Here is a 22,071-nt window from a genome sequence, read left to right on the forward strand (position 1 = left end):
TCTCCAGATCGTGCTGGGGGACGGGGCTAACGTGCGGTCGCGGTGATGCCGCGCAGGAACAGGCCGCGGAACACCAGGAAGACGACGAGGGTGGGAAGGGAGACGATGAGTGCGCCGGCCAGGATGACGGGCGGTCCCGACGACGCGTAGGCGTTGTTGAGGGTCGTCAGAGCGGCCATCACCGGCTGGATGTCGGGGCTGCGGCTGAGCGTGATGCCGAACAGCAGGTCGTTCCAGACGGCGGTGAACTGGAAGATGAACGCGGCGGCCAGGCTGGAACCCATCAGCGGCACATGAATGCGCCAGAAGATGCGGTGGAAGGAGGCCCCGTCGAGCATGGCCGCCTCCGTCACCTCGGGTGGCATCGTGGTCATCTGATTGCGTATCAGGAAGAACGCGAACGGGACCGCCCACGCCACGTACACGAGCATGAGGCCGAGCCGGGTGTCGTACAGATTGCCGTCCGCGTACATGCCGAACAGCGGGGCGAGGAACATCTGCAGCGGGAAGAGCGTCCCCGAGTAGATGAGCCAGAACCAGAACACGGGCTTCGGCAGGGGCAGCACCACCACGGCGAAGGCGGCCATGGCCGCCACGACCACGGCGGCCGCGCCGCACACCACGGCGTACAGCATCGAACTGAGGAAGCTGTCACCGATGCCCGCGTCGCTCCACGCGGTCGAGAGGTTCTCCCACACCGCGAAGCCCCGCGGGGCCCAGTCCGGCCGGCCCGTGTACGCGGTGACGGGTGTGAGCGCGTTCACCACCAGCAGGTACAGCGGAACGAGCCAGAGCACCACGCAGCCCGCGACGAAGAGGTTTCGGAAGATCCGTCCCATGGGTCTGTCACTCCTTTCGAACGCCTGGAGTCAGTTCTTCGCAGCGGATGTGTCGGGCAACTGCCGGCGCAGGTACATCCATGAGGAGGCGACGACGATGACGGACAGGACGAGTGCGATGGCGGATCCGTAGCCGACGTGGAAGAGCCGGAAGGCCTCGCGGTACATGGTCAGCGCCAGCGTCTCGGAGGAGCGGGCCGGGCCGCCCTGGGTGAGCACCCAGATCATGTCGAAGGCCTTGAGGCTGTTGACGATGGCCATCCCTACCACCACCACGGTCACGGACCGCAGTTGCGGCAGGGTGACGTGCCGGAACATCCGCCAGCCGGTCGCCCCGTCGAGTTCGGCCGCCTCGACTGTCTCGCGCGGGATGGCGCGCAGCCCGATGGCGAACAGCACGACATTGAGGCCGGTGGCCTGCCAGGTACTGGCGACGATCATCGCTATCGTGTTCTGCGGCCACTCCAGCAGCCAGGCGCGCGCGAGGGAGTCCAGCCCGATGCCGTGCAGCACCTCGTTGAGCGAACCCTCCGAGGTGAGGATGAACTTCCACAGTACGGCGGTGGCGGCACCCGAGATCGCGTACGGCAGCACGATGAGGAGTTGCGCGAGCCACCCGAAGCGCATCCGTTGCGTCGCCACGGCGATGGCGAGGCCGATGGCAACGGGCAGCAGCAGGGTGCCCGCCACCCACATGACGGTGTTGAGCAGCGACCGGCCGAAGATCGGGTCGTCGGCGAGCCGCGCGTAGTTGTCGAGGCCGGTGTAGTGGCTGGTGAAGCCGTTGTCCTCGAAGAAGCTGCCGTAGACACTGCGGAAGAACGGGTAGACGAGCAGTACTCCGACGAAGAGCAGTGCGGGCAGCGCCCAGGGGATGCCGACCAGCGGGTGGCCCGACCGGTGCCCGGCCCGGATGCCGTCAGCGGCCTGATGGGGGGTGCGGGTGGGGATCCGCCGGCGAATCCGGAGCGGCCTGCCCCTGGTGCCGGGTCCGTCTGTCGCGGCGGGGGTTGCCGTGCTCATGGCGTCCGTCATGACTTCTCCGCCTCCCTCCACACCCTCCACGCCTCGTCGGCCCGGCCCTGCATCGTCCGCAGCACCGAGCGGTACGACGACGGATCGAGCAGGAAGCCGGCCAGATCGTCGACGGTGGCCTCGACCAGTTCCGGCGGTCCCAACTCCCAGAAGCGGTTGAGCATCCGCAGCTTCTTCTCGCGCACGGTCGCGGTGATGCCCGCGATCATGACGTTGGCCGGTGCGACGCCGGGGTTGGGGCATCCGTCCTGCAAGGTGTGCGAGAAGGCCTTCATGACCTTCGGGTGCATCCAGGCGCCGGCGGCGCGACGGGCCTCGTCACGATCGGGGCCCTTGACGGTGCAGACGAGGGCGCTGGATTCGAAGATCATGCCGGGCTGCGCCCGGGTGTTCTGCATCGGCAGCACGAAGGCGTCCAGGCTCTTGCCGGGCTTGCCGCCCGCACCGACGAGGGTGGAACCGAGCCAGGTGCCGCAGGGCAGCATGCCGACCTTGCCGTGCACAAGGGCCGCGGCGGCCATCGTGTGGTCCATGTCCATCGAGGTGAACCAGTCCTTGTCGAAGAAGGACGCGATGGTGCGCATGGCCTGTTCGGCGCGCGGGTCGGTGTAGCGCGCCCGCCCGTTCATGAGGTCTTCGTAGAACTGCGGGTCCTGGCGGCTGAGGATCTCCTGGAACCAGATGAACGAGGGCCAGCGCCCGGCCGCGGTCCCGTGCAGCGGGGTGATGCCGGCGCTCTTCAGACGGGCCGCGGCGGCGAGGAAGTCGTCCCAGGTCTCCGGCTTCCTCAGGCCGTTGGCCCGGAAGACCTCGGGGTTGTAATAGAAGACCCAGTAAGCCAGGTTCATGGGCAGGGCGTAGACGCGGCCCTTGTACGTGAACGCGGAACGCAGCGAGGTGTCGACCCAGCCCTTGCCTGCGGCGCTCTCCCAGTGTCCGGTCAGATCCACGATGCCGCCGGTGCGGGCCAGGTCCTGGAGACGGTAGCCGGACCAGTACTTGAGCATGTCGGGCGTCTTGTCGGTGCGCAGCGAGGACTTGACGACCTGCTCGAACGACTCGAGTGACGGGATGACTTCGGGCACGATCTCGATGCCGTCGACCGAGTGCATCGCCTTGCCCGCGGCCTTCAGGGGTTCGGCCCAAGCCGGATTGTCCCCGTGCACGGCGACCTTGCCGGCGGCTTCCGCGGCCGCGCTTCCGCATGCGGTGGCCAGAGTGCCGGTGGCACTGGCGAAAGCTCCGGCCGCGACCGTTCGCAGGACGGTGCGTCGGGTGGGACCGGTGGCGCTCGGAGCGAAGTGGTGTGTGTTCATGGGCGGGTGACGGCCTGGCATGGGGCGGCTCCCTCAGGCATGTTCCGTAGCGGTGTTATCGTTAACATGCGTTGCGGGGAGCTTGGACGCCAGGGGCGGTGGATGTCAATGGCCTCGACAGCCGGAGTTTCGGAACCGCGTCACGAACCGGCGGTGCGGCACGAGTTCGGCCTGGCATCGGCCTGCGGCCGACCGGCACTTTCGTCAGCGACCCGGCTCGCGGATCCCGGGGTGTTCCGCTCCCCGACGGCCGAGTTGAGACATCCGGCATCTCGATCGGCCACCCGGGAACCAACCCCCGTCGGCACGCCCGCGGGCATCGGTCACCCGAGTCGTCCCGGTCACAGCGAGGGCGAGACATCTCGGCCCGCGCCCGGGTCCGGGCTCAGCGTGAAGATCTCGTCATGGGGCTCCCACCGCGGCACACAGGGGGAGGAACTTCGGTGTCGATCGCAACATCGGGATAGAGCAAGCCCATCGTCGTCGTTGACACCATGACACACAGGGCAGAAGCGAATCGTTCTGCATACTCAGCACATTCCGTTGCGCACAGTCCCACGAGCGGAGCAATGATGTCCGACACCATCCGATCTCGCGAGGAATGGATCGCCGGCGGCAGCCGCCGGAGCCTGCCGGGGACTCCTCACACGGTGTTTGTGAGGCACGACGGGCCGTCGACCGGCGTCCCCGTGACGCTGCTTCACGGATTCCCCACCTCCTCGCTCGACTGGGCGGCTGTCGTCCCACAGCTCGTGGGCGCGGGTTTTCACGTGACAACAGCGGACTTCGTCGGATTCGGCGAAAGCGACAAGCCCTACCCTCACACCTATTCGATTCTGGAGCAGGCGGACCTCGTCGAGGCGGTCTGGGCCGTCGACGGACACGACACCACCGCAGTGGTGGCCCACGACTACGGAGTCTCCGTCGCTCAGGAACTTCTGGCCCGCAACCCGGACAGGGTGACCTGCATGACCTGGCTCAACGGAGGCATCTGGCCGGACCTGCATCACCCGATCCCCGAGCAGAAACTCCTGGCCGGTCCGGCCGGAGCGGAAGTGGCACGGCAGATGGACGAGGACAAGTTCACCATCACCATCAATCGTCTCATCGGTGAGCGGCCTCTGCCGGGTGAGGTGCTGCACGACATGTGCCTGGGCGCACGGGCACGGGACGGATCCAGGGTTCTCCCCTCGCTGCTCCACTACATGGAGGAACGCAGGCGGAACGCCGCTCGCTGGACGGGCGCAGTACGTGACTACGAGGGCCCTCAGCAGTTCATTTGGGGACCCGAGGATCCCGTCAGCGGCGCCCATGTGATTCCACGGATCCGCGAGGCCGTCCCGCAGGCCAGGCTTGCCGTCCTGGACCGGGAACCGGTCGTCGGGCACTTTCCCCAGGTCGAATCCCCCGAACGCGTCGGCCCTCTGCTCACCGGGTGGATCAGGGAGAATTCCTGAACCGTACGAGCCGGGTCGCCGACAGGGCCGAAGACCGCCTTCGATCTCACCGCGACCCTTCCTTACCCCGGGCCCAGCCTCACCGAATGCCAAAGCAACGGCTTAGAGGTGGCGCGGAAAGGGGTGCGGTCATGGTCGGCGGTTCGGGCGTTCGTTGGCGATCGCCTCGTAGGAACAGCCGAAGCGCAGCAGTGCGGCATCTTGTCGAAGATGATCCGGTCGCTGATGCGTCGGCGGTGGCAGCCGAGTGGATGGTCCGGGTGGTATTCCGGCCGCTCTGGTAGCAGGACCACGAATTGGTCCCAGAGCGGCTCGGCCAGCCATGATGGAAGCGCAGGCACAGGTCTCCTCGTTGATCACAGAGCGTCAGCAACTCCATGATCAACGGAACCTGTGCCCGCTCGGCTACCTACCTTCCCAACCGCGCGTATTCGCACGGCCGAACAGCGTTGTCAAACTTATGGCTGCTTGCGCCATCCACTCCCCTGTCCGCCGTTTCCGGCGCTTCGGCCGGTCGTGTTCCCGACAGGCCCGGCGAACCAGGGTGGTCGACCTGACCACTCGACAACGCGCGTGCCGGCAATTGCTGAGGGGGTCTCTTCCCGCGGAGCCTCTGCGCACGGATGGCGAGAGCTTGGGCACTCAGATGCTGTTGGCGATGCGCTCGTGGTCCCGTTCGCCCTCGCGGGTCTGGATACCAGCCGCGAGCAGCTTGTGGGCGAGCTCGGTGACCTCGTCGCCGAACGCCGCGAACAGACCCTCGTTCTCAACGGCGTATGCCGCACGCGGAATCGGCTGCGCGACCGCGTCGACCGCAGCCTTCGTGATGGAGATCACCTCCGGCCGGAGGCCGGCGATCCGTCGGGCGAGGGTGTCCACGAAGGGATCGAGTTCTGCGGCGGGCAGGGCACGGTTGATCAGGCCGTAGCGTTCCGCGAGCTCCGCGCCCACGAGTTCGGCGCCGAGGATGAGCTCCAGCGCGCGGGCCCTTCCTGCCAGGCGCGTCATGTTCACCGTGCCGCCGCCTCCGGGGAGGATCCCCATCAAGGACTCCGGCTGCCCCTGCCCCGACTTGCCGATCGCCGCGAATCGCATGTCCAGGTACATGAAGAACTCGTTGCCCGCGCCGCGCGCGAAGCCCGCGAGCTTGCCGATGGTGACCTGCGGCAGCGAGCGGACCTCCTCGCTCATCGCCTGGAGGATGTTCAGGCCTTCCGGGACGGTCGAGCCCGGCGCGGCCGCGATCGCAGCGCGAGTGGCTGCAGGCAGCGCCTCAGGGTCGGTGAGGTAGGCCATGTCACCGTGCGCAACGAAGAACTCCGGGTCAGCGCTCTCGAAGACGATGACGCGGACGTCGGCGTCGTCCCGCACACGCGCGACGAATGCCCGGAGTGACGGCAGGAGGACCGCGTCCATCAGATTGAGCGGCGGGTGATCGATTGTCACCGTCGCGACCCCGTCCGAGACGTCGATGGTCAGGGCGGGAAGGTCTTCGTAGCTCATGAGGTGGCTCCATATCGCGGTAAAGGACGGCCTGTGACCGGGCCGCCGGCTGGGTACAACGTCGCGAACCTCAGTATCGCGACTGACACTGAGTATCAGGTTAGAAACCTGTATCCGAAGAAGCAAACGAGTGTGTCGGAGTACACTCGTCCCCATGAGCGCAACGCCAGTCGGAACCCGTGAGATCAGCCGCCACGCGGTGCGAGCAGAGCTGGCCCGCGTCGCGTTCAACCGGTTCTGCCTCACCGGCTTCAGCCAGGTCACCTTCGCCGACCTCTCCGAAGCCGCCGGAGTGTCGCGGAGCACCTTCCTGCGCTACTTCGGCACCAAGGAAGACGTGGTCCTGTTCGTCTTCGACCCTGTCGGCGACGTCATCACTGACGCACTCGATGCCGAGGGGGCCGACCAGGACGACTGGAGCAGGCTGCGCAATGCCCTCGAGTCAGCCGTGGGGTTCCTCGTGCGCGACGTCCCGGAACTCGTGACGATCCTCGGCCTCATCGAGCAGACCCCGGCCCTGTGCGCACGCCTCCGCGAGAAGCAGGCTGAATGGCGACCGGAGATCGTCGCCCGACTGCAGAAGACAACCTCCTCGACCGACGGGTCATCGGTCATCGCCAACGTACGCGTAGCGGCGGCGCTCGAAATCTTGTGGATCGTCCTCGGGCAATGGAGTGCGAGCGACGGCCAAGAGAACCTCGGCAAACTGCTGGACGCTGCGTTCGCCGCCCTCTCGTCGACCCCGGCACGCCAGCAGACGGACGCTCCGTTGTAAAGGGCCGAGGCGGCGGCTTCCTCGGCGGTGCCGAAGCGGCCCAAAGGAGTGATCAACCCGGCGGCGGTGATCGCGTCGTCGGAGTCCAGCCCCGGCCGCGAGTGCAGGAGTGGGGTGTCGATCCGGCCGAAGCGGACAGTGTCCACGCCCAGCCGTGCGGGGCCGCCGAGGCCCCCACAACGCCTATCTGCGCGACCTCTTGTGACTCCTCCTCCTCATGGATGAGGGGGCTTCTCGCTATGCCGGGTTGGCGTTGCGACGGACCAGCCCGGACCGTAGAACGTTGATCGCGCCCACTGTGTCCGCGTGCGCTGAGTGGCCGCACGAGAGGCAGTGGAACTTTTCCTGGGTGGGCCGGTTCTCCTTGGCGGTGTGCCCGCATTCGGGGCACTGCCGTGAGGTGTTACGGGGGTCCACCGCCATCACTTGCCGTCCGGCTCCTTCCGCCTTGGCGGCCAGGATCGCGAGGAACACCCCCATCCGGCATCAGCGATCGAGCGGTTGAGTCCGGCCTTCGCGGCGGCCCCGTTGGGCACAAACACGCCCGGCTGTTCGGGGTCCGGCTTCGGTGCGGGGGCCTTGCTCATGTTGCGGATCTTGAGGTCTTCGTGCGCGATGAAGTCGTGTTCCCGCACGAGGTCGAGAGCGGCCTTGTGTGCGTGGTCCAGGCGCTGACGGCGGACCTTGCGGTGCAGGGTCGCGACGCGTTCGACCGCCTTGCGGCGGCGCTTGGACCCTCGCTCGCACCGGGCGAGGACCTGTTGTGCGGCTTCGAGCTGGGCGGCGGCCTTGGCGCCGTGGCGGGGGTTGGGCACGAACCCGCCGCCTGAGTCGGCAAGGAAGTTGGCTATGCCCATGTCGACGCCGACCACGCTGCCGGTCGCGGGAAGCGGCTTGGGCGCGCTTTGCTCGGCGGTCAGGATGACGTACCAGCGGCGCCCTTCCCGCTTCACACTGATCGTCTTGACCTTGCCGATCACCGCACGGTGCTGGTGGACCTTGACGTGCCCGACGCCTTGGAGGCGCACGCGGGTGATCGGATCGTGCGGGGTTGAATCCCAGCGGCAGCCGTCGCCGTCCTTGGGGAAGTCCACGGTGTCAAACCGCCTGCCCGACCGCAAACGCGGATATCCCGGCTTGTCACCGGCCTTCACGCGCCGGAAGAACGCAGCGAACGCCTTGTCCAGCCGGCGCAAGGTGGCCTGCTGACTTGACAACGACCAACGCCCCTGACGCTCGGGATCGAAGGAACGGATGTCTTTGAGCTGAGCGGACTGCTGCCCGTAGCGGACCGTGGTCTTCGAGGTGTGCCGGTAGGCGCCGCGGCGTTCCTGCAAAGCCCCGTTGTAGAGAGAGCAATGCTCACGCAGCATCTCGGCAAGCGCGCCCGCCTGGCCCACGGTGGGCCGCATGAGGAATGTGTACGCACGGATCATCCCGCCCACCCCCTCCCTGGTCAGCTTCGAAGATCACACTACCCTTGGCGTCTGCACGCTCACTTGGTGTTCGTCACCAAGTACCGCAAGGACGTCTTCGATGACGCCATGCTCAAGCGGTGCGAGGAGATCATGCGGCAGGTATGCGGCAGCTTCGAGACAGAGCTGAAGGAGTTCAACGGCGAACGCGATCACGTACACCTGCTCGTGCACTACCCGCCGAAGATCGCCCTGTCCAAGCTGATCAACAGCCTCAAGGGCGTCACCTCCCGGTACCTGCGCGCCGAGTACACCGCCCGCATCAACCGCATCGGACTGGGCTCCGTGTTCTGGTCCCGCTCATACTTCGCCGGCTCGTGCGGCGGCGCACCGCTCAACATCGTCCGTCAGTACATCGAAGGCCAGAAGCAGCCCACCTGACCGTCACCGAAGACACACAGCGAACTCCGGCGCTACACGCCTCCGGCCCGAGGATGCATGTCCCTCCCCGACTGAAGCCGGGGATACCCACGCAAGATCAGGGATGGATCTGCGAGCCCTCAGAGGGTTCGTGACGCAGGCGACCTTCGACTGCGGTCGACGTGTGCCCTCGGCACCCGAGGGAACCACATGGCCGGCTCATATGCCGGTCACGAACCACTGCTTGGCCGACCCTCGCAGGTACAGATGTCGCCCCCGTCCAATGGGGCGCGCGTACTGCTTGAGCAGTGCACCGTCGGGGTGGGTGAGCTGAACTTCTTCGATGGGTATGACGTTGTGCTCATCCATGCGGCAGCGATGGAGCCGGTCGTTCTGCCGGTTCCCGCCGAGCATCACGATCTCCTCTCCGTGCACGGCCATTCCCCGGGGAGCGACCACAGGCGACGCGCGGACGCAGGGCTTCCCGTTCGTACGGACCTCCAGCAGGGGAAAGGTCGGGTAATAGCTGGCCCAGGCCACACCGTCGTCGACGTTCAGGGCATAGACCGTGTCGATGTATTCGATGCCCTCGGGAGCCGAGTACCGCCATTCCTGACGGCCCCCGCTGTCCCAACGCACCAGTCCGGCGGCGCTGATGGGGTCGGCGTAAACGCCTTCGTCGAAGTAGGCGCTCCAAACATGATGCCGCCGGTCGGCCATCGCGAATTCGACGGCATCCCCCATCCGGAAGGAGTGCCGGCTTCGCCCCTCTCTGCCGTAAATCCGGGCGTTGCGCTCACCTCGCATCGCACGTCCCTCCACCAGAATGAACCGTCCGTTGGGCAGCGAGTCCACCGCACTGACCCACATGCTGACGTCGTGCAGGGTCCGTTCGTGGATGGTGCCGCGGTCGTCGATGACGAGAAGCGCGTCATACGGGTCGGTGCGGGGTCTGGGATACGGGCTTCCGTACGGTCGCGGCTCGAGCTCCGCATCGGGGCAGATCAGCCAGAGGGCCCTGCCCCAGGCATCCACCGTGGTCGCCACGACCCTCCGGTGGTCGTACTGCCGAGGCAACAGTGCGTGGCGACGCAGTGCCACCCTTCTCAAAGGATCACCTCACGGGCGAACGAACATGGCGGCACCCATGTTCACCTGGATCCACCACATGTCGCCACTGGTTTCTGCGGCCCCGCAGGAGGTCCCAACGCCGGCTGATTCGAGGACCGTCGGAGCAGCTACGTGGCGCCCTCCCACCGTCTCGGCGCCGACGGCAATGTCTTCCGTATCGGGCAGGGTCAGGCGGGTCGATGGCTGAGCCGAGCGCGGCCAGGCGGACGATCTTCAACTACGAGCTCCGTGGGTGTTCAAGAACGCTTTCCCTGTTCGATGGCACCGGGGGGCCGAAGACGCGAGTCACCCAGGTGTCGAGCAAGCCTCCGAACGCCTGGGCAGAACGTATCGCCGGAGCAGGGATCGCGCCTGCGTCATCGATGCTTGCGATGTAGTCGACATCGGCCCATCCGCCGCGGTACAGGACAACTTGCAGTTCGGCCTGCTGCGAACTGCGCACATGGACGCCGATCGAGTCGGGATCACTCACCTCGCGCCTCTCCGCTTCGAGCCGCTGCGGCCAAGGCGCCGCTCCATCGCGCCACGTGACAGGCCCCACGGCCAGTCCTGCTGCCTGCCAGACGGATCGGCGCGAGACGACCACGGCACCAGCTTCGTCGAGGTCCATGACTCGCTCCATGTGACGATGATCGCCTATCGCGGCGGATATCCGTGGTCCCGTCGGCGAGGGGGCGGTCGTCGGCGAACGGGCACCGCGCCCTGTCTTCCCGGTGACCCGAGGAATCCAGGGCGCCACCTGTGTCAACGGCTCGTCGGTCAGCAGACGCAGGCACCCCTCGTGGTCACCGGGGTTTGTAGGCGGTGGCCAGCACGGAGACGGTGACCCGGTCGGGCAGGAGGTCGCCGTCGTCCGGATCCATACGGCTCACGTGATGTGCACTCGGTGTCATCCCCACCAAGTTCATGGCCTCCGGCCCGACCAAGGTGGTGGAGTACTCCACCCGTTCGGTGACGACGACCTCGAAGTAGGGGTCCAGGGCCCGATGCAGGCGCTGTTCCTTGGCTGGGTCGACGGTGACCATTGCAGGTACCCGACCGTGCAGTTCGGTCAGGTGACGCCCCGTGGGACGGGCCACGATCAGTCGGCCGGACGGGCGGAGCACTCGGTGGAACTCGGCAGGATTCCGCGGTGCGAACACGTCCAGCACCACGTCCGCCACCCCGTCGGCCAGCGGGAAGGGACGGAAGGCATCCCAGGCGGCCGCAGCGGCACGTTCATGGGCTCGGGCCGCCGAGCGCAGTGCTCGCACCGATGTGTCCAGGCCCAGCCCTCGGGCGCCGGGCAGCTGATCGAGAACCCCGGCCAGGTAGTAGCCCGTACCGCAACCGACGTCCACGACCGCGCCCCGCGCAGGAGCTGAGTCGGCCGCCAGCCGGGCCACCGCCTGGCGGATGAACGCGTACCGGCCGGTGGCCAGGAAGCGGTTCCGAGCCTCGACCATGGCCGCGTTGTCGCCGCTGGTGCCGCGGGTGCCCGTCAGGAGGCCGGCGTAGCCGTGGCGGGCGATGTCGAAGGTATGGCCCGCCGCACAGCGCAATACGCCGTGATCGGCATGGAGACGGCGCGTGCGGCACGTAGGGCAGCGCAGCAGATCGAGGAACCGTTCGAGGGCAGGGGAAGGCGATGCGGGCACGAGGCACTCCTGGCGAGGCTGAAGGGAAGGGACCGTGCCTGCGCGCACCGAAGATGACTGCCTCAGGAAGGAACGGGCAGTGTCAGGAAGGTGGTTCGCACGGCAGGCACGCCAAAGAGAGCGACGTCGTCCGACATCGCCCTCAAGGCCTTCCGATTACAGGAAGCAGTAGTGCGGGGTGCTCGTGAATGCCACCCCATGAGTGTACGAGCCTCGCCAAGGACCCTCATGCCGCCGAAGCTGAGAGACACGGCTTGGCACGCTGATCGTGGCCCACCGGATCATGGTTTCGACGTGGGTCGCGGCCAGGCGGCCACGGGAGGCGAACGCCTGTCGTCCCGACGTGCCGGCCGCCCCACGGTGTCGGACTCGCCTTCGGCTGTCTCGTCGATCTCGGTGAGGACCTCGACCTGCCGCTCGCCTTCCGGCAGCAGCTCGGGAGACGTGGCTCTACGGTGACGCGCCGCAGAGACCCCACCTCACAGGCGCCGGCCTCTGCCGCCGCCACCTGGCAGCCGCTTCGGAAATGCAATGACCGGCCGACCCGGCGAACCATCCCGGCCAGGTCGACACGCCCTCTCAGGACCGTCGAACGTCGGGCCACGGCACGGACATCGCCGCCCGCGCATCCGGCCAACGGACCCGTGCGGACGGCCTCCGGCAGGGTGAGGGTGTGCCGCACCGGACCCGCCGGTGAGGTGCCACGCGGTCCGACCGGTGGCCGTTCAGTGCAGGCCCTGCAGGGTGGACAGCCGGTTGGTGCCGGCCGGTGCAACCGACGAGCAACGGCAATGGCTCGGTGATCGGCGTGCCGGCGCGAACCGTGTGCCTGGTGGCCAGGGCGTCAGGCGGCCGGGGCGGCGGCCTCGACCATGTCGAGGGAGATCTGCCACAGGCGAGCCGCACTCTGGGGGTCAACGGCGTGGGCGGCCACTCCCCGGCGCACACCCGGCCGGTGCGGACCGGCCTCGTTGCAGTCCTCGAAGTACCGGCCGGTGACACCTTCGACCAGCGGCGAAGCGGCGAGCAGCACCGATGTCGCAGCGCCCTGCTCGATGTTCTTCCAGGACACATCGGTGCTGGTGGGGTCGAAGGAGGACGGGCTGTTGCCGATGTCCCCGATGTGGCGGCCGAGCCGGGTGGTGGTGATGCGGCCGGGGTTGAGGGCGTTCACGCTGATCAGGTCCGGGGCCCAGAGGCGGCCGGCCTCGACGGCGAACAGGACATTGGCGGTCTTGGACTGGCTGTACGCGGCCCAGGGGTCGTAGGGGTGCTCCTCGAAGTTGATGTCGTCGAAGAGCACATCGCCGTTGACATGGCCGACCGAGCTGACGACGACCACGCGCGCACCGCGGGCCTGCGCCAGGGCGCCGTGCAGGCCGGTCGCAAGGGCGAAGTGGCCCAGGTGGTTCGTGGCGAACTGCACCTCCCAGCCCTCCTTGGTCCGCTCCAGCGGGCACGCCATCACGCCCGCGTTGAGGACCAGGATGTCCAGTGGCCCTTGCCATGCCGCAACGAAGGCGCGCACCGACGCCTGGTCGGCGAGGTCGAGCATGGTGGCGCGCACTGTGCCCGGACCGCTCGCCGGGGCGATCTCCTCGGCCACCTGCGCACCCGCGGCCAGGTCGCGGACGCCGACGATCACCTCGGCGCCGGCAGCGGCCAGCACCCGGGCGGTCTCACGCCCGATGCCGGAGGCCGCCCCGGTGACGAGGGCACGGCGACCTCTGAGGTCGATTCCGGCCAGCACCTCCTCGGCGGTCGTCTGCGCGCCGAACGGAGTGGTGACAAGGCTGTCGTCGGTCATGTGGCTCTCCAGAACGAGGGAAGAGGGCGAAGGGGAAGGGCGATGACGAGCTGCACGGCCGGTGTCTCCGGGGCAGAGGGCGTCGTACGCTCATATCCGGAACCGGTTCCGGTTCACCTTCGACACTAAGCGGAACCGGTTCCGGTTGCAAGTGACGGCAGGAAGAAACCAATAGTGACCACGCGGTCACACTGCGCGGTACTGCGGACCTGAGGCGTCGCCGACGGGCACGACGCCGAGAGCAGCGGCCGCCACCCTCGCCCGCGCAGGAGCAGCCTTCCGGTCAAGGACATGCCCTGGACGGCAGCCTCGGTGCCCCTCCCTCGCCCGCTCGGAACACCGTCGTCGGCACGCCGGACGATTGCCCCCACCGGGCCCTCGGCCCGCGGCCCGAGCGCCGGCACGCCCCACGTCGGTGCCGGCATCTGCTGGTGTCACGCGGGGTACAACCACGGTCACGACACTGCGCAGGGCGGCCTCCGACTCGGGACCGCACGGAGTTCGCGCGGGACCGCACGAACGCCGAATAATTGCTTATCACTCGAATTCGGCAGATCTTCTCTCGCGCTAACCGGCTCTTCGCGCTGGAGGGAGTCGTCATCGTGGCGAGCAGCAGCCCAGGAAAAGATCAGCATCTCGGCGGCGAACCCATGGACATCCACGGCGCGGACCTCGCAGAGGTCCTGCACCGTGCCGTCCGTGAGGCCAAGAAGCGGTTGTCCGCCGTGGCGGCAGCGGTCTACCTGCTGGATGAGGGCCGGGGCGAACTCCGACTCGCACTCGCCGCCGGAAGCCAGCTGTCGCTCTACACGATGCCGGGACGGATGGGACTTGACGGGTACGGAGCATCAGCCCGGGCCCTGCGGTCGGGGAAGGCGGCCGTGCTGGTCGATCCGGATCCTGCCGACCCGGACCAGCAACATGTACTGCCCTATCCGTACGTTGCCCTCTCCGCACCCGTCATTGCCGGCGACCAGCGCTTCGGTGCACTCACCGTGCTGTGCCTGGCGGACCATGGCCCCTGCCGGCCCGCCGACGGCCTGGCGCTCGGAGAGATCGGCGACAGGCTGGCCAAGGCTCTCACCATGCTCGTCAAGGACGGCGTCACCGTAGCGGCCGATCCGATGCCGATGCTGATCCCACCGGAGTCCGCCACGGACGTGTGCGGGTGCGCGGCGGGCTGGGGAGTGCAGGGCGTTCCCGGGTCCGCAGGCACAAGCATGATGTACCCGCTGCGGCGGCTTTCCGTGCTGCTCAATCGGGCCACGACCATGGACGAGGTCGTCGGAGCCGCCCGGTACTGCATGATGGACCCGTTGCGGGCCGAGTCCCTGGTCCTGGCCACGGCCAGCGAGGGACGCCTCTGGGTGCTGGGTCACAGCGGTGCCTCCTCCGGCATGGTCCGCAGCCTGCACGGTGTCCGGGTCGAAGACCGGATACCGGCAGCAGAGGCTTTTCGCGGGCGCCCCTTGTACATGTCCGCAGACTCCTCGTCGAGCACCGATCCCCTGTCGGCCGGCGAGCCTCGAACCGAGGTGTATCTCCCTCTCATCGGCAACGGACAACTCCTCGATCTGCCTGTCGTCCAGAGCGGCCGGGTGGTCGGCGTCTGCTGCCTGACGTTCCCCGGGCCATACAGTTGTCCGCCCGAGGAAAGGGCCCTCCTCGGCATGATGGCGGGCATGCTCGGAGCGGCGGTCGAACGGGTCGAACTCAACGCACAACAGCATGCGGTCGCCGAATGCCTGCAAAGGTTCCTGCTGCCGTCCCGGTTGTCGCATCTGCCGCAGCTGGCCACGACGGCGCGCTACCGCCCCGCCACCGTCACCTCAAAGGTGGGCGGCGACTGGTACGACGTGATCAAACTGGCGGACGACCGTGCGGTCCTGGTCGCGGGCGATGTCGAGGGACACGCCATGGAGAGCTCCGCGGTCATGGGGCAGGTACGCACCGCGGTCGCCTCCTATGCCACCGAAGGGCACCGTCCCGCCGCGGTGATAGACCGGACGGGCCGCCTCCTCGTAGGGCTGGACACCGGTCTGACCGTGACCTGTTGCGTCGTCGCGGTGGATACGTCCGACCACACCGTCGAGGTCGCCCTGGCCGGCCACCCGGCCCCTCTGATACGGAGGCCCGACGGAAGCGTCGACAGCTTGGACGCCCCGGCCAACGTGCCCCTGGGGGTCTGCGCGCCCGGCCCCTACCAAGGATGCGAGCACACCCTCGAGCCCGGTTCGGTTCTGATGCTCTACACCGATGGTCTCGTCGGATGGGACGCAGCCGATCCCGAGGCACGTGCGCAGGCGCTGCTCGGCTCCGAGGGCCCCGGATCCACACCCGACCTCGAGCAGCTTGCCGACAAGGTGATCGTGGAGGTCTCCGCGCCGCAGCAGCGCCGGGACGACGCGGTTCTGCTGCTGGCACTCTTCGAAGGAACGCAGGGCGCGGACGAGCCCCATGTGGGAAGCCTGCACATTCAACGCCGCGATCTGCGGGGGGTCAGGACGGCACGCACCTTCGTGCACGACCGGCTGGACTCCTGGGGGCTGGACGACTTGTCCGAAGCCCTTGAGCTGGCCGCATCGGAAATGGTGACCAACGCACTCATCCACGCCGGCAGTGACGTGGACGTCCGTCTGCGGGCCTTCCCCGATCACGTCCGGCTGGAGGTGCGGGACTCCGACAGCAACCCGCCCGTCCCCTCGCCGCCGTCCCTCAGCGAGGAGGACAACGCGGAAGCGGAGCACGGTCGCGGCATGATGATCGTGGAAGCGTTGGCCGAGATGTGGAACAGCTCCCCCAACGGTCAGGGCAAGACGGTCTCATTGAACCTGCCCATCTCCCCGCACTGATCACACGATCAGCGACCTACCGAGCGTCCACCTCGTGGCCGGCGGTCACGACACCCCGCCGTTCCGGCCACAACACCCTCGGTCAGGCCCCGCCCCCGGGTGTGCGCCGCGCCCCACCGACTGCCCTCCATCGCCCGGCCGTTGATGCTGAGTTCAGCCCTCGGCGAGACCCGACCAGAATCCGGTCAACGCCCTCGCCGTCTCCGCAGGACGCTCGAGGTTCGGCGAATGTCCGACTCCCTCGAGGACCGTCCGGTGCGCGTTCAGCCGGGTGGCCATGTCCGCCAGCTCCACCGTCGTCCAGGTGTCGTCCTGATCGCCGTACAGGACATGCTTCGGCAGTGACGAGAGGGCAGCGAGTTCCGGCGTCCGGTCCGGTTCGGACAGGAGCTGCCGTCCCACCACGCGCAGGTGCGACGGGTGTGTGCTCAGCCATCTCGTGCGAAGCCGCTCGGCGTCAGCGACGGACGCGGCGGCGGGCCGGGACTTCTGCATCGCCTCCCACACTTGTGACATCGTCATCGTCTCGAGCGCACCCAGGAGGAGCTTCAGCTGCAACTGTCGTTCCTCACCCACCTGGGCAGGCCCCGACGACAGCAGCGTGAGGGACAGAAAGGGCCGCGGGTCCGTGAGCACCGCCGCCCTGGCCACCTGCCCGCCCATCGAGTGGCCCAGCAGATGCACCGGTCCCCCGAGGGCTTCCACCTGTGCCAGCACGTCAAGGGCCAGCGCGTCCTGCCGATACGCTTCCTCGTCGTCCGGACCCGCGGTCTCGTACTGTCCACGGGCGTCGATCGCGACCGCCCGGTAGCCGGCGTCGACCATGTCCGGGAGGAGCGGGACGAACTCCTCCTTGCTGCCCGTGTAACCGGGAAGCAGCAGAACGGTACCGCGATGCGCCCCGCCGGTCGGCGTGGACTGCAGCGCGGCGAACTCACCACGCCGGGTCTTCAGCGGCAGAGAACGCACATGGTGCGGCAGGGTGGAAGAAAAGTCCTCGGACATGGTCGGATCATAATCTTTGCTCGTCGCCTGACCGGACAGCAGGTCGCGCATACGCACCGGACACACGCCTCGGCCCGCCCACCCGAGGTCGAACTCCCCCGGTCCGGGCCGAGACGCCGGGCGGGCCTTCACTCACACATCGTGTGGGCGAGGGTCACAGGTTCTGCCCGGCCATCGCCAAGGACGCCGGAGCCACGATCTGTCCGGCTGTCGAAGCCACGGTCTGTCCAGCCGTCGGAGAGGCGGACGGCGGGGCGTAACTCGGGTGCAGCGAGGCGGGCAGCGGGGCCAGCGACACGCACAGCGAGGTCGGGAAGGCGGGCTCCTTGCGCTGCACGTCCCGGCAGCCTCCGGCCGAGGTCCGCAGCATCGGCGCCCAGCCCGACTTCTTCGCCCGGAAGAACCAGCGGTCGCCCAGCCGGGACGAACAGGCTGGGCCGTTGGAGTCGCCGCAGGCCGGCCCCGTACGCCAGGAGAAGTCCAGCACCAGCCATTTCCCGTCGCACTTCTCCGAGTCCCGGTACGTGTGGTCGGGGGCTCCGACCGCCATCAACGCCTGCTCATAGGAGGCGGCGGTGCATCCGGTGGTCGGCGGTGTGCAGCCGAGCTCCCCGCACAACCGCAGCGCGGGCGGTTCGGCACCGTGGGCGGTGAAGACCGTGTAGTAGTCGACGACGACCTCCCGGTCGCCCAGCGGTTCGGGCAGCCTGACCTTCGCCGTGGCCCGGCTCTCCTTGGTGCATCCGGAAGCCCTGTCCGCGGACGGCGAGGTGAAGGTGACCTGCACCCGCACGAGGTCCGTCATCCGCTCGGTGAGCACTGCCTTGAGTTCGCGGACACACGCGTGGGCGCCACTGGGCACCTGCGTATCGAGGAACAGCGTGCGGCGGTCGTCGCTGAGATGGGCTCCGGTGACCGCGGAAGGCGCCATCGTCGTCCACGGGATCGGCTCGGTCGCCGTCGACGAGGGTGTTCTCCCGTCCCCCCGACCGGCCACCTGTGTTCCGCACGCGCCGAGGAGCAGCAGGGCAACGGCACTGAGCAAGGCGGCCACAGCCGCTCGACGCGTTCCACCCGATCGCAAGAGCCCTCAATCCCCCTGGCACGCACTGACGTTTCCCCCGGCAGATATTAGGTCGATGGCCGCGCCACGTGTTCGGTGGGTCGGCTGCCGCGCCGACACCGCGGTGGCAGGCCCGCCGGCACCGTCGGAACAGCGCCGTCGCCCATCACCACGGCGACCGGGACCTGCCCGGAAATCCATGGAGGGCGATCGACCGACTCCCGCGGTGCCCCTGGAACGCCGACTCGGCCGGGATGTACGCAGGGAGTCCCGGGAGCACCTCGCGGTACGACGCTGAACCATGGAGCGTATGGACTGCGCCTCTACAGCCGGGTCACGAAGCAGCCCGTCGCGTCGCCGATCGTCACGGTGATCCGCAACTTCGCGACAGCCGAGGACGGCACGAAGATCGTGCCGTTGTAGATGCGCGCCGGACCGGCCGTCGACGACGGGACCACCGTCTTGATGTCCTTCGCCGCCCGCACATACAGTGCCGGATCAGATGGGTGCTCAGCGTCGAGGACCTCCACGCGGATGACGGCGTCATCGGTTCGGCTCGGTCGATTCGAGGCCGCCACCCAGAACTTGGCGAGTCCGGATTCGTGGCCGGCTGCCCGCATACTCGCGAAGGGACCCGCGATGACTCCGCCGGATGCTGCGGACTCGTCCTCATCCCCCACCGTCGTACATCGCGTTGCGGTGCCCGGAGTGGTCGGGGCCCCTACCGGACGGGCCTGGTCCTGCACGGACGGCCGGCCATCGCCGGTGGCCGACCCGTCGTCATCGCAGGCTGCTGCAGCTCCCATGGTCCCGAGCAGCAGCAAGGTCGCCGCCACACGCATTCGGGTCATCCGCATCAGCAACCACCGACCCTCTCAACTGCGTGACCCTACTTGTGGCATTCGTCCAAGGGAAGGACCTGACCCCCCGAGGGCCCGTGCCGGCGGCAGCAGCCCGGCCACTGCCGGGGGACCCGGAGGCGGTGTCCGGGCGGCAGGACCATCGTCACGACGCCCTCAGTGCTCGAAGAGGGGATCGTAGGGCTCGTTTTCCGGCGTGAAGACGAGGACGAAGTCCTTCCCCTTCTCGAACACCACCTCCCGCAGGCGGAGCAGAGCGTCCTCCTCGTCGGGAAGCGTAAGACCGAGGACCGCAGCAGCACGCTCCTGTCGGACCGCGAGGTCCGGGGTGTCCTCCACGTAGTCGGCCGCGAGCCGGCGACTCTCTTCCACGGTGAACGTGCGGCAGTCGCGCCACCAAGGCGCAACCAGCAACAGCCGTAGGAGTTCGGGCAGGCCGATCGCTATCAGTGCCGCACCTCCTTCGGAATCCGCGTACAGGACAGGACGTTCCTCGCCGCCCTCACCGCAGAAGAAGAAGGTGCCCCCGGCGCCGTCGCCCGCGAAGCCCTCCAGCACCGCCCCCGAGGCCAGGTGCACTTCCTCGACATGGTCGCGTCGGTCGAGATCGAAGTCCCCCGGCCAGGCGAGAAAGCGGGCGGCTTCGTCCTGCTCGCGGACGGCGGTGATCAAGGATTCCATGCGCGGAACACTACGCCCGCCTGCCGGCCAACATGACGGGGAACAGGTCCCGTTCAGGTGCCGTGGGGGTGGGCGTCCTGTTCAGCCCAGATGGTCTTGCCGCAGTCGTGGTAGCGGGTACCCCAGTGCTGGGAGCACTGGGCGACGAGGAAGAGTCCGCGTCCGCCCTCGTCCATGGTGGCCGCCCGCCGGATATGGGGCGAGGTGCTGCTGGCATCGCTGACCTCGCAGATCAGCATCCTGTCGTGGATGAGCCGGAGCCGGATCGGCGGGACGCCGTACCGGATGGCGTTGGTGACCAGTTCGCTGACGATGAGCTCAGTGGTGAACGCCAGGTCCTCCAGCCCCCACCGCTCCAACTGGTGCAGGGCGAGCGAGCGGGTGTCCGCGACGGCACCGGGTTCGGCGGGCACGTCCCAGGTGGCGACCTGAGCGGCCGGAAGACGACGGGTACGGGCGAGGAGCAGGGCCAGGTCCTCCTGCGGGGCGATGCGGGAGCACACGACGTCGGCAAGAGCCTGGCAGATGTCCTGCGGCGGCAGGCCGTCCTGGGCGATGATCGCGCAGAGTTGCTCGTCCAGAGCCCGCCCGGCGTCACGGCAGTCCGCCGCGCTTCGGGTGTGGAACAGGAGGGCGCTGCCCGCGGGCAGTTCGACCTCCAGGGGCTCGAAGACCGGATCGCCCAGACCGAGGGGCTCGTTGGGCGGCAACTCGAGGAAACGTACCTGCCGGGCCGGTTCGGCGACGGCAGGCGGCGCATGGCCCGCGCTGGCCATGACACTGCGGCACGAAACCGGGTCGTAGATCGCGTAGAGGCAGGTCGCTCCGACGAGCCCGTCCATGATCGGGGCGGATCCCGAGGTACGGGCGCGTTCGACCAGGCGCGGCACCATGTTGTCAAGTCGGGCGAGGACCTCTTCGGGGGCAAGATCCAGTTGCGCGAGGGTGCGGACGGCGGAACAGATCTGCCCGGTGCAGGCAGCGGCCTCGATGCCCGTCCCGGGTATGTCGCCGATGGCGAGGGCGACGCGAGCGCCGGACAGCGGAATCACATCGAACCAGCAGCCGCCCACCCCTGTGTGCGTGCGGGCGGGCCGGTAGCAGTAAGCAAGGTGGACTGCGCTCTGCTCGGGCACATTGCGCGGGAGCAAGCTCCGCTGAAGGGTGACGGCGGCGACACGCTCGCCCGTGTAGCGTCGGGCGTTGTCCACGCAGACAGCGGCCCGGGCCACCAGATCCTGTGCCAGCACCAGGTCGTCAGGCTCGAAGGCGTCCTGGCCGGCCTCTGTGCGGTACAGATGTGCCATACCCAGAACGGTGTCCCTGGCCCGCAGGGGTACCACCATGAGCGAGTGCGTCCCTCGCTTCACGAGCGCTTGCGCTCTGGGATCGAGGGAGCCGCCGACCCAGCCGAAGTCCGGGTCGATCACCGGCACCAGTACGGGTTGTCCGCTGACGAGGCTGCGGGCGTGCGGGGTGTCTGCGGCGAACTCCTGAATGTCACCCATCTCTCGCAGTCCCTCGAGGATGGACGGGCGAGCGGCCTTGCGCGCGGTCAGACGCAGCTCGACCCCGTCCGTGCCGGGGGCGAGAGGTTCCTCGCCCGCCTCCACGCCGTCCAAGAGATCGATCGTGGCCAGGTCGGCCAGGGCGGGGACCAGGACATCGGCCAGCTCAGCGGCAGTGTGTGCGACGTCGAGCGTCGTGCCGATACGGGCCGCGGCGTGGTCGAGCAGGGCCAGGCGTTTCCGGATACGGTGACGTTCGGTGATATCCATCACCATATCGGTGACGCCCAGTGTTCGTCCGTCCCGCCCGGTCAGCGCGAACGACGACGCCACCCATACGCGATCCCTGTCGGGGTCGGCGGGGGTGCGCCCGTACACCTCGGTGCCGGCGACAGGCCGGCCTGTCTCCAGGACCTGGGCGAGTCGGCTCTCGATGGCGGCGGTGTCGAGATCGGGCAGGACCTCGCCGAGCCGGTGACCGAGCAACCGCGCATTGGGAACCCCGTGGATGCGTTCCAGCGCGGAATTGGCCCGTACGACACGCAGTGCGGTGTCGTAGACGGCCACCCCCATCGGTGACTGGTTGAACAGCGCGTCGAGGATCGCGAGGTCTTCCTCGCGCGGAGACAGGCGATGCTCCCCGTGTCGGGCGTCGTCCTCGGGCACGCCTTCAGCGTAAGCATCCCCGACCGGCTTTCGCGCGGTGGCCACCGGCGGTGCTCACGTTCCTCAGATCTCCTGCCTCTGCCCCCGACTCACCGCGCCTC

The 22,071-nt window shown here is 68.2% G+C and carries 17 protein-coding genes and 2 pseudogenes; 4 read left to right on the plus strand and 15 right to left on the minus strand.

From position 1 onward, the window contains the following. Positions 1-26: 26 nt before the first annotated feature. The 3 genes from ACSHXN_RS03875 to ACSHXN_RS03885 are packed head-to-tail and all read right to left on the minus strand — an operon-like array spanning position 27 to position 3,211. Positions 27-839 carry a carbohydrate ABC transporter permease gene (locus ACSHXN_RS03875; RefSeq protein WP_356114900.1) on the minus strand — a complete coding sequence of 271 codons (813 nt, stop codon included), beginning with the start codon at positions 837-839 and terminating at the stop codon, positions 27-29. 30 nt (positions 840-869) lie between these two features. Next, positions 870-1,874, minus strand: coding sequence for a carbohydrate ABC transporter permease (locus tag ACSHXN_RS03880; RefSeq protein WP_438302646.1), 1,005 nt, complete (start codon positions 1,872-1,874; stop codon positions 870-872). Next, positions 1,871-3,211, minus strand: coding sequence for an ABC transporter substrate-binding protein (locus tag ACSHXN_RS03885; RefSeq protein ID WP_438302647.1), 1,341 nt, complete (start codon positions 3,209-3,211; stop codon positions 1,871-1,873). The genes ACSHXN_RS03880 and ACSHXN_RS03885 overlap by 4 nt, the downstream gene beginning before the upstream one ends. Positions 3,212-3,879: 668 nt before the next feature. On the opposite strand from ACSHXN_RS03885, the gene ACSHXN_RS03890 reads away from it, so the two are divergent. After that, entirely contained in the window at positions 3,880-4,647 is a 768-nt protein-coding gene (locus tag ACSHXN_RS03890; RefSeq protein WP_438302648.1) for an alpha/beta fold hydrolase, read from the plus strand. A gap of 153 nt (positions 4,648-4,800) precedes the next feature. Here ACSHXN_RS03890 and ACSHXN_RS03895 read toward each other — a convergent pair. Together ACSHXN_RS03895 and ACSHXN_RS03900 are read right to left on the minus strand one after the other, a co-directional pair. After that, positions 4,801-4,988: pseudogene (locus tag ACSHXN_RS03895) on the minus strand (IS5/IS1182 family transposase); the annotation flags it as partial. A gap of 301 nt (positions 4,989-5,289) precedes the next feature. Then, entirely contained in the window at positions 5,290-6,150 is an 861-nt protein-coding gene (locus tag ACSHXN_RS03900) for an enoyl-CoA hydratase/isomerase family protein (protein WP_355136222.1), read from the minus strand. Between the two features lie 154 nt (positions 6,151-6,304). Between ACSHXN_RS03900 and ACSHXN_RS03905 the strand changes: the two genes are divergently transcribed. Continuing rightward, entirely contained in the window at positions 6,305-6,925 is a 621-nt protein-coding gene (locus tag ACSHXN_RS03905) for a TetR/AcrR family transcriptional regulator (protein ID WP_355136220.1), read from the plus strand. 237 nt (positions 6,926-7,162) lie between these two features. Here the strand turns inward: ACSHXN_RS03905 and ACSHXN_RS03910 are convergent. Beyond that, positions 7,163-8,361 (minus strand): annotated as a pseudogene (locus ACSHXN_RS03910) (RNA-guided endonuclease InsQ/TnpB family protein). Between ACSHXN_RS03910 and tnpA the strand changes: the two are divergent. Beyond that, on the plus strand, positions 8,317-8,781 hold the full coding sequence (gene tnpA / locus ACSHXN_RS03915; RefSeq protein ID WP_438306422.1) for an IS200/IS605 family transposase: 465 nt from the start codon (positions 8,317-8,319) through the stop codon (positions 8,779-8,781). The pseudogene ACSHXN_RS03910 and the gene tnpA sit on opposite strands and share 45 nt — an antisense overlap. A 198-nt stretch (positions 8,782-8,979) precedes the next feature. Here the strand turns inward: tnpA and ACSHXN_RS03920 are convergent, their stop codons facing one another. The 4 genes from ACSHXN_RS03920 to ACSHXN_RS03935 all read right to left on the minus strand — a co-directional run bounded on the left by ACSHXN_RS03920 (position 8,980) and on the right by ACSHXN_RS03935 (position 13,335). Then, a complete protein-coding gene (locus ACSHXN_RS03920; protein WP_438302649.1) occupies positions 8,980-9,807 on the minus strand; it encodes a hypothetical protein in 828 nt (275 codons plus the stop codon). 301 nt (positions 9,808-10,108) lie between these two features. Continuing rightward, positions 10,109-10,501: a hypothetical protein gene (locus ACSHXN_RS03925; RefSeq protein WP_356293608.1), complete on the minus strand. Its 393-nt coding sequence runs from the start codon at positions 10,499-10,501 to the stop codon at positions 10,109-10,111. 175 nt (positions 10,502-10,676) lie between these two features. Next, a complete protein-coding gene (locus ACSHXN_RS03930) occupies positions 10,677-11,528 on the minus strand; it encodes a putative RNA methyltransferase (protein WP_438302650.1) in 852 nt (283 codons plus the stop codon). Between the two features lie 844 nt (positions 11,529-12,372). Beyond that, positions 12,373-13,335 (minus strand): SDR family NAD(P)-dependent oxidoreductase, encoded by a 963-nt coding sequence (locus ACSHXN_RS03935; RefSeq protein WP_438302651.1) that lies wholly within the window; start codon positions 13,333-13,335, stop codon positions 12,373-12,375. Positions 13,336-13,937: 602 nt separating this feature from the next. On the opposite strand from ACSHXN_RS03935, the gene ACSHXN_RS03940 reads away from it, so the two are divergent. Then, positions 13,938-16,187, plus strand: a complete 2,250-nt coding sequence (locus tag ACSHXN_RS03940) for a SpoIIE family protein phosphatase (protein WP_438302652.1) — start codon at positions 13,938-13,940, stop codon at positions 16,185-16,187. 153 nt (positions 16,188-16,340) lie between these two features. On the opposite strand, the gene ACSHXN_RS03945 is transcribed toward ACSHXN_RS03940, so the two are convergent. The 5 genes from ACSHXN_RS03945 to ACSHXN_RS03965 form a co-directional block, all read right to left on the minus strand. Beyond that, a complete protein-coding gene (locus ACSHXN_RS03945; protein ID WP_356114488.1) occupies positions 16,341-17,192 on the minus strand; it encodes an alpha/beta fold hydrolase in 852 nt (283 codons plus the stop codon). 154 nt (positions 17,193-17,346) lie between these two features. Further along, a complete protein-coding gene (locus ACSHXN_RS03950; protein ID WP_356114487.1) occupies positions 17,347-18,123 on the minus strand; it encodes a hypothetical protein in 777 nt (258 codons plus the stop codon). A gap of 455 nt (positions 18,124-18,578) precedes the next feature. Next, positions 18,579-18,875 carry a hypothetical protein gene (locus ACSHXN_RS03955; protein WP_355134862.1) on the minus strand — a complete coding sequence of 99 codons (297 nt, stop codon included), beginning with the start codon at positions 18,873-18,875 and terminating at the stop codon, positions 18,579-18,581. Positions 18,876-19,271: 396 nt separating this feature from the next. Continuing rightward, positions 19,272-19,796 (minus strand): hypothetical protein, encoded by a 525-nt coding sequence (locus tag ACSHXN_RS03960; RefSeq protein WP_355134860.1) that lies wholly within the window; start codon positions 19,794-19,796, stop codon positions 19,272-19,274. A gap of 53 nt (positions 19,797-19,849) precedes the next feature. Further along, a complete protein-coding gene (locus tag ACSHXN_RS03965; RefSeq protein ID WP_383358843.1) occupies positions 19,850-21,970 on the minus strand; it encodes a SpoIIE family protein phosphatase in 2,121 nt (706 codons plus the stop codon). Between the last annotated feature and the right edge of the window lie 101 nt (positions 21,971-22,071).

Origin of the sequence: Streptomyces sp. HUAS TT11, from assembly GCF_051553595.1 — a bacterium.
In the GTDB taxonomy this organism is placed as follows: Bacteria; Actinomycetota; Actinomycetes; order Streptomycetales; family Streptomycetaceae; genus Streptomyces.

Excerpts from the sequence above, each read along its gene's own strand:
- ACSHXN_RS03875 (WP_356114900.1), bottom strand. The coding sequence starts at position 839 with ATGGGACGGATCTTCCGAAACCTCTTCGTCGCGGGCTGCGTGGTGCTC.
- ACSHXN_RS03880 (WP_438302646.1), bottom strand. The coding sequence starts at position 1,874 with ATGACGGACGCCATGAGCACGGCAACCCCCGCCGCGACAGACGGACCC.
- ACSHXN_RS03885 (WP_438302647.1), bottom strand. The coding sequence starts at position 3,211 with ATGCCAGGCCGTCACCCGCCCATGAACACACACCACTTCGCTCCGAGC.
- ACSHXN_RS03900 (WP_355136222.1), bottom strand. The coding sequence starts at position 6,150 with ATGAGCTACGAAGACCTTCCCGCCCTGACCATCGACGTCTCGGACGGG.
- ACSHXN_RS03905 (WP_355136220.1), top strand. The coding sequence starts at position 6,305 with ATGAGCGCAACGCCAGTCGGAACCCGTGAGATCAGCCGCCACGCGGTG.
- ACSHXN_RS03925 (WP_356293608.1), bottom strand. The coding sequence starts at position 10,501 with ATGGACCTCGACGAAGCTGGTGCCGTGGTCGTCTCGCGCCGATCCGTC.
- ACSHXN_RS03935 (WP_438302651.1), bottom strand. The coding sequence starts at position 13,335 with ATGACCGACGACAGCCTTGTCACCACTCCGTTCGGCGCGCAGACGACC.
- ACSHXN_RS03945 (WP_356114488.1), bottom strand. The coding sequence starts at position 17,192 with ATGTCCGAGGACTTTTCTTCCACCCTGCCGCACCATGTGCGTTCTCTG.
- ACSHXN_RS03950 (WP_356114487.1), bottom strand. The coding sequence starts at position 18,123 with ATGGCGCCTTCCGCGGTCACCGGAGCCCATCTCAGCGACGACCGCCGC.
- ACSHXN_RS03955 (WP_355134862.1), bottom strand. The coding sequence starts at position 18,875 with ATGCGGGCAGCCGGCCACGAATCCGGACTCGCCAAGTTCTGGGTGGCG.
- ACSHXN_RS03960 (WP_355134860.1), bottom strand. The coding sequence starts at position 19,796 with ATGGAATCCTTGATCACCGCCGTCCGCGAGCAGGACGAAGCCGCCCGC.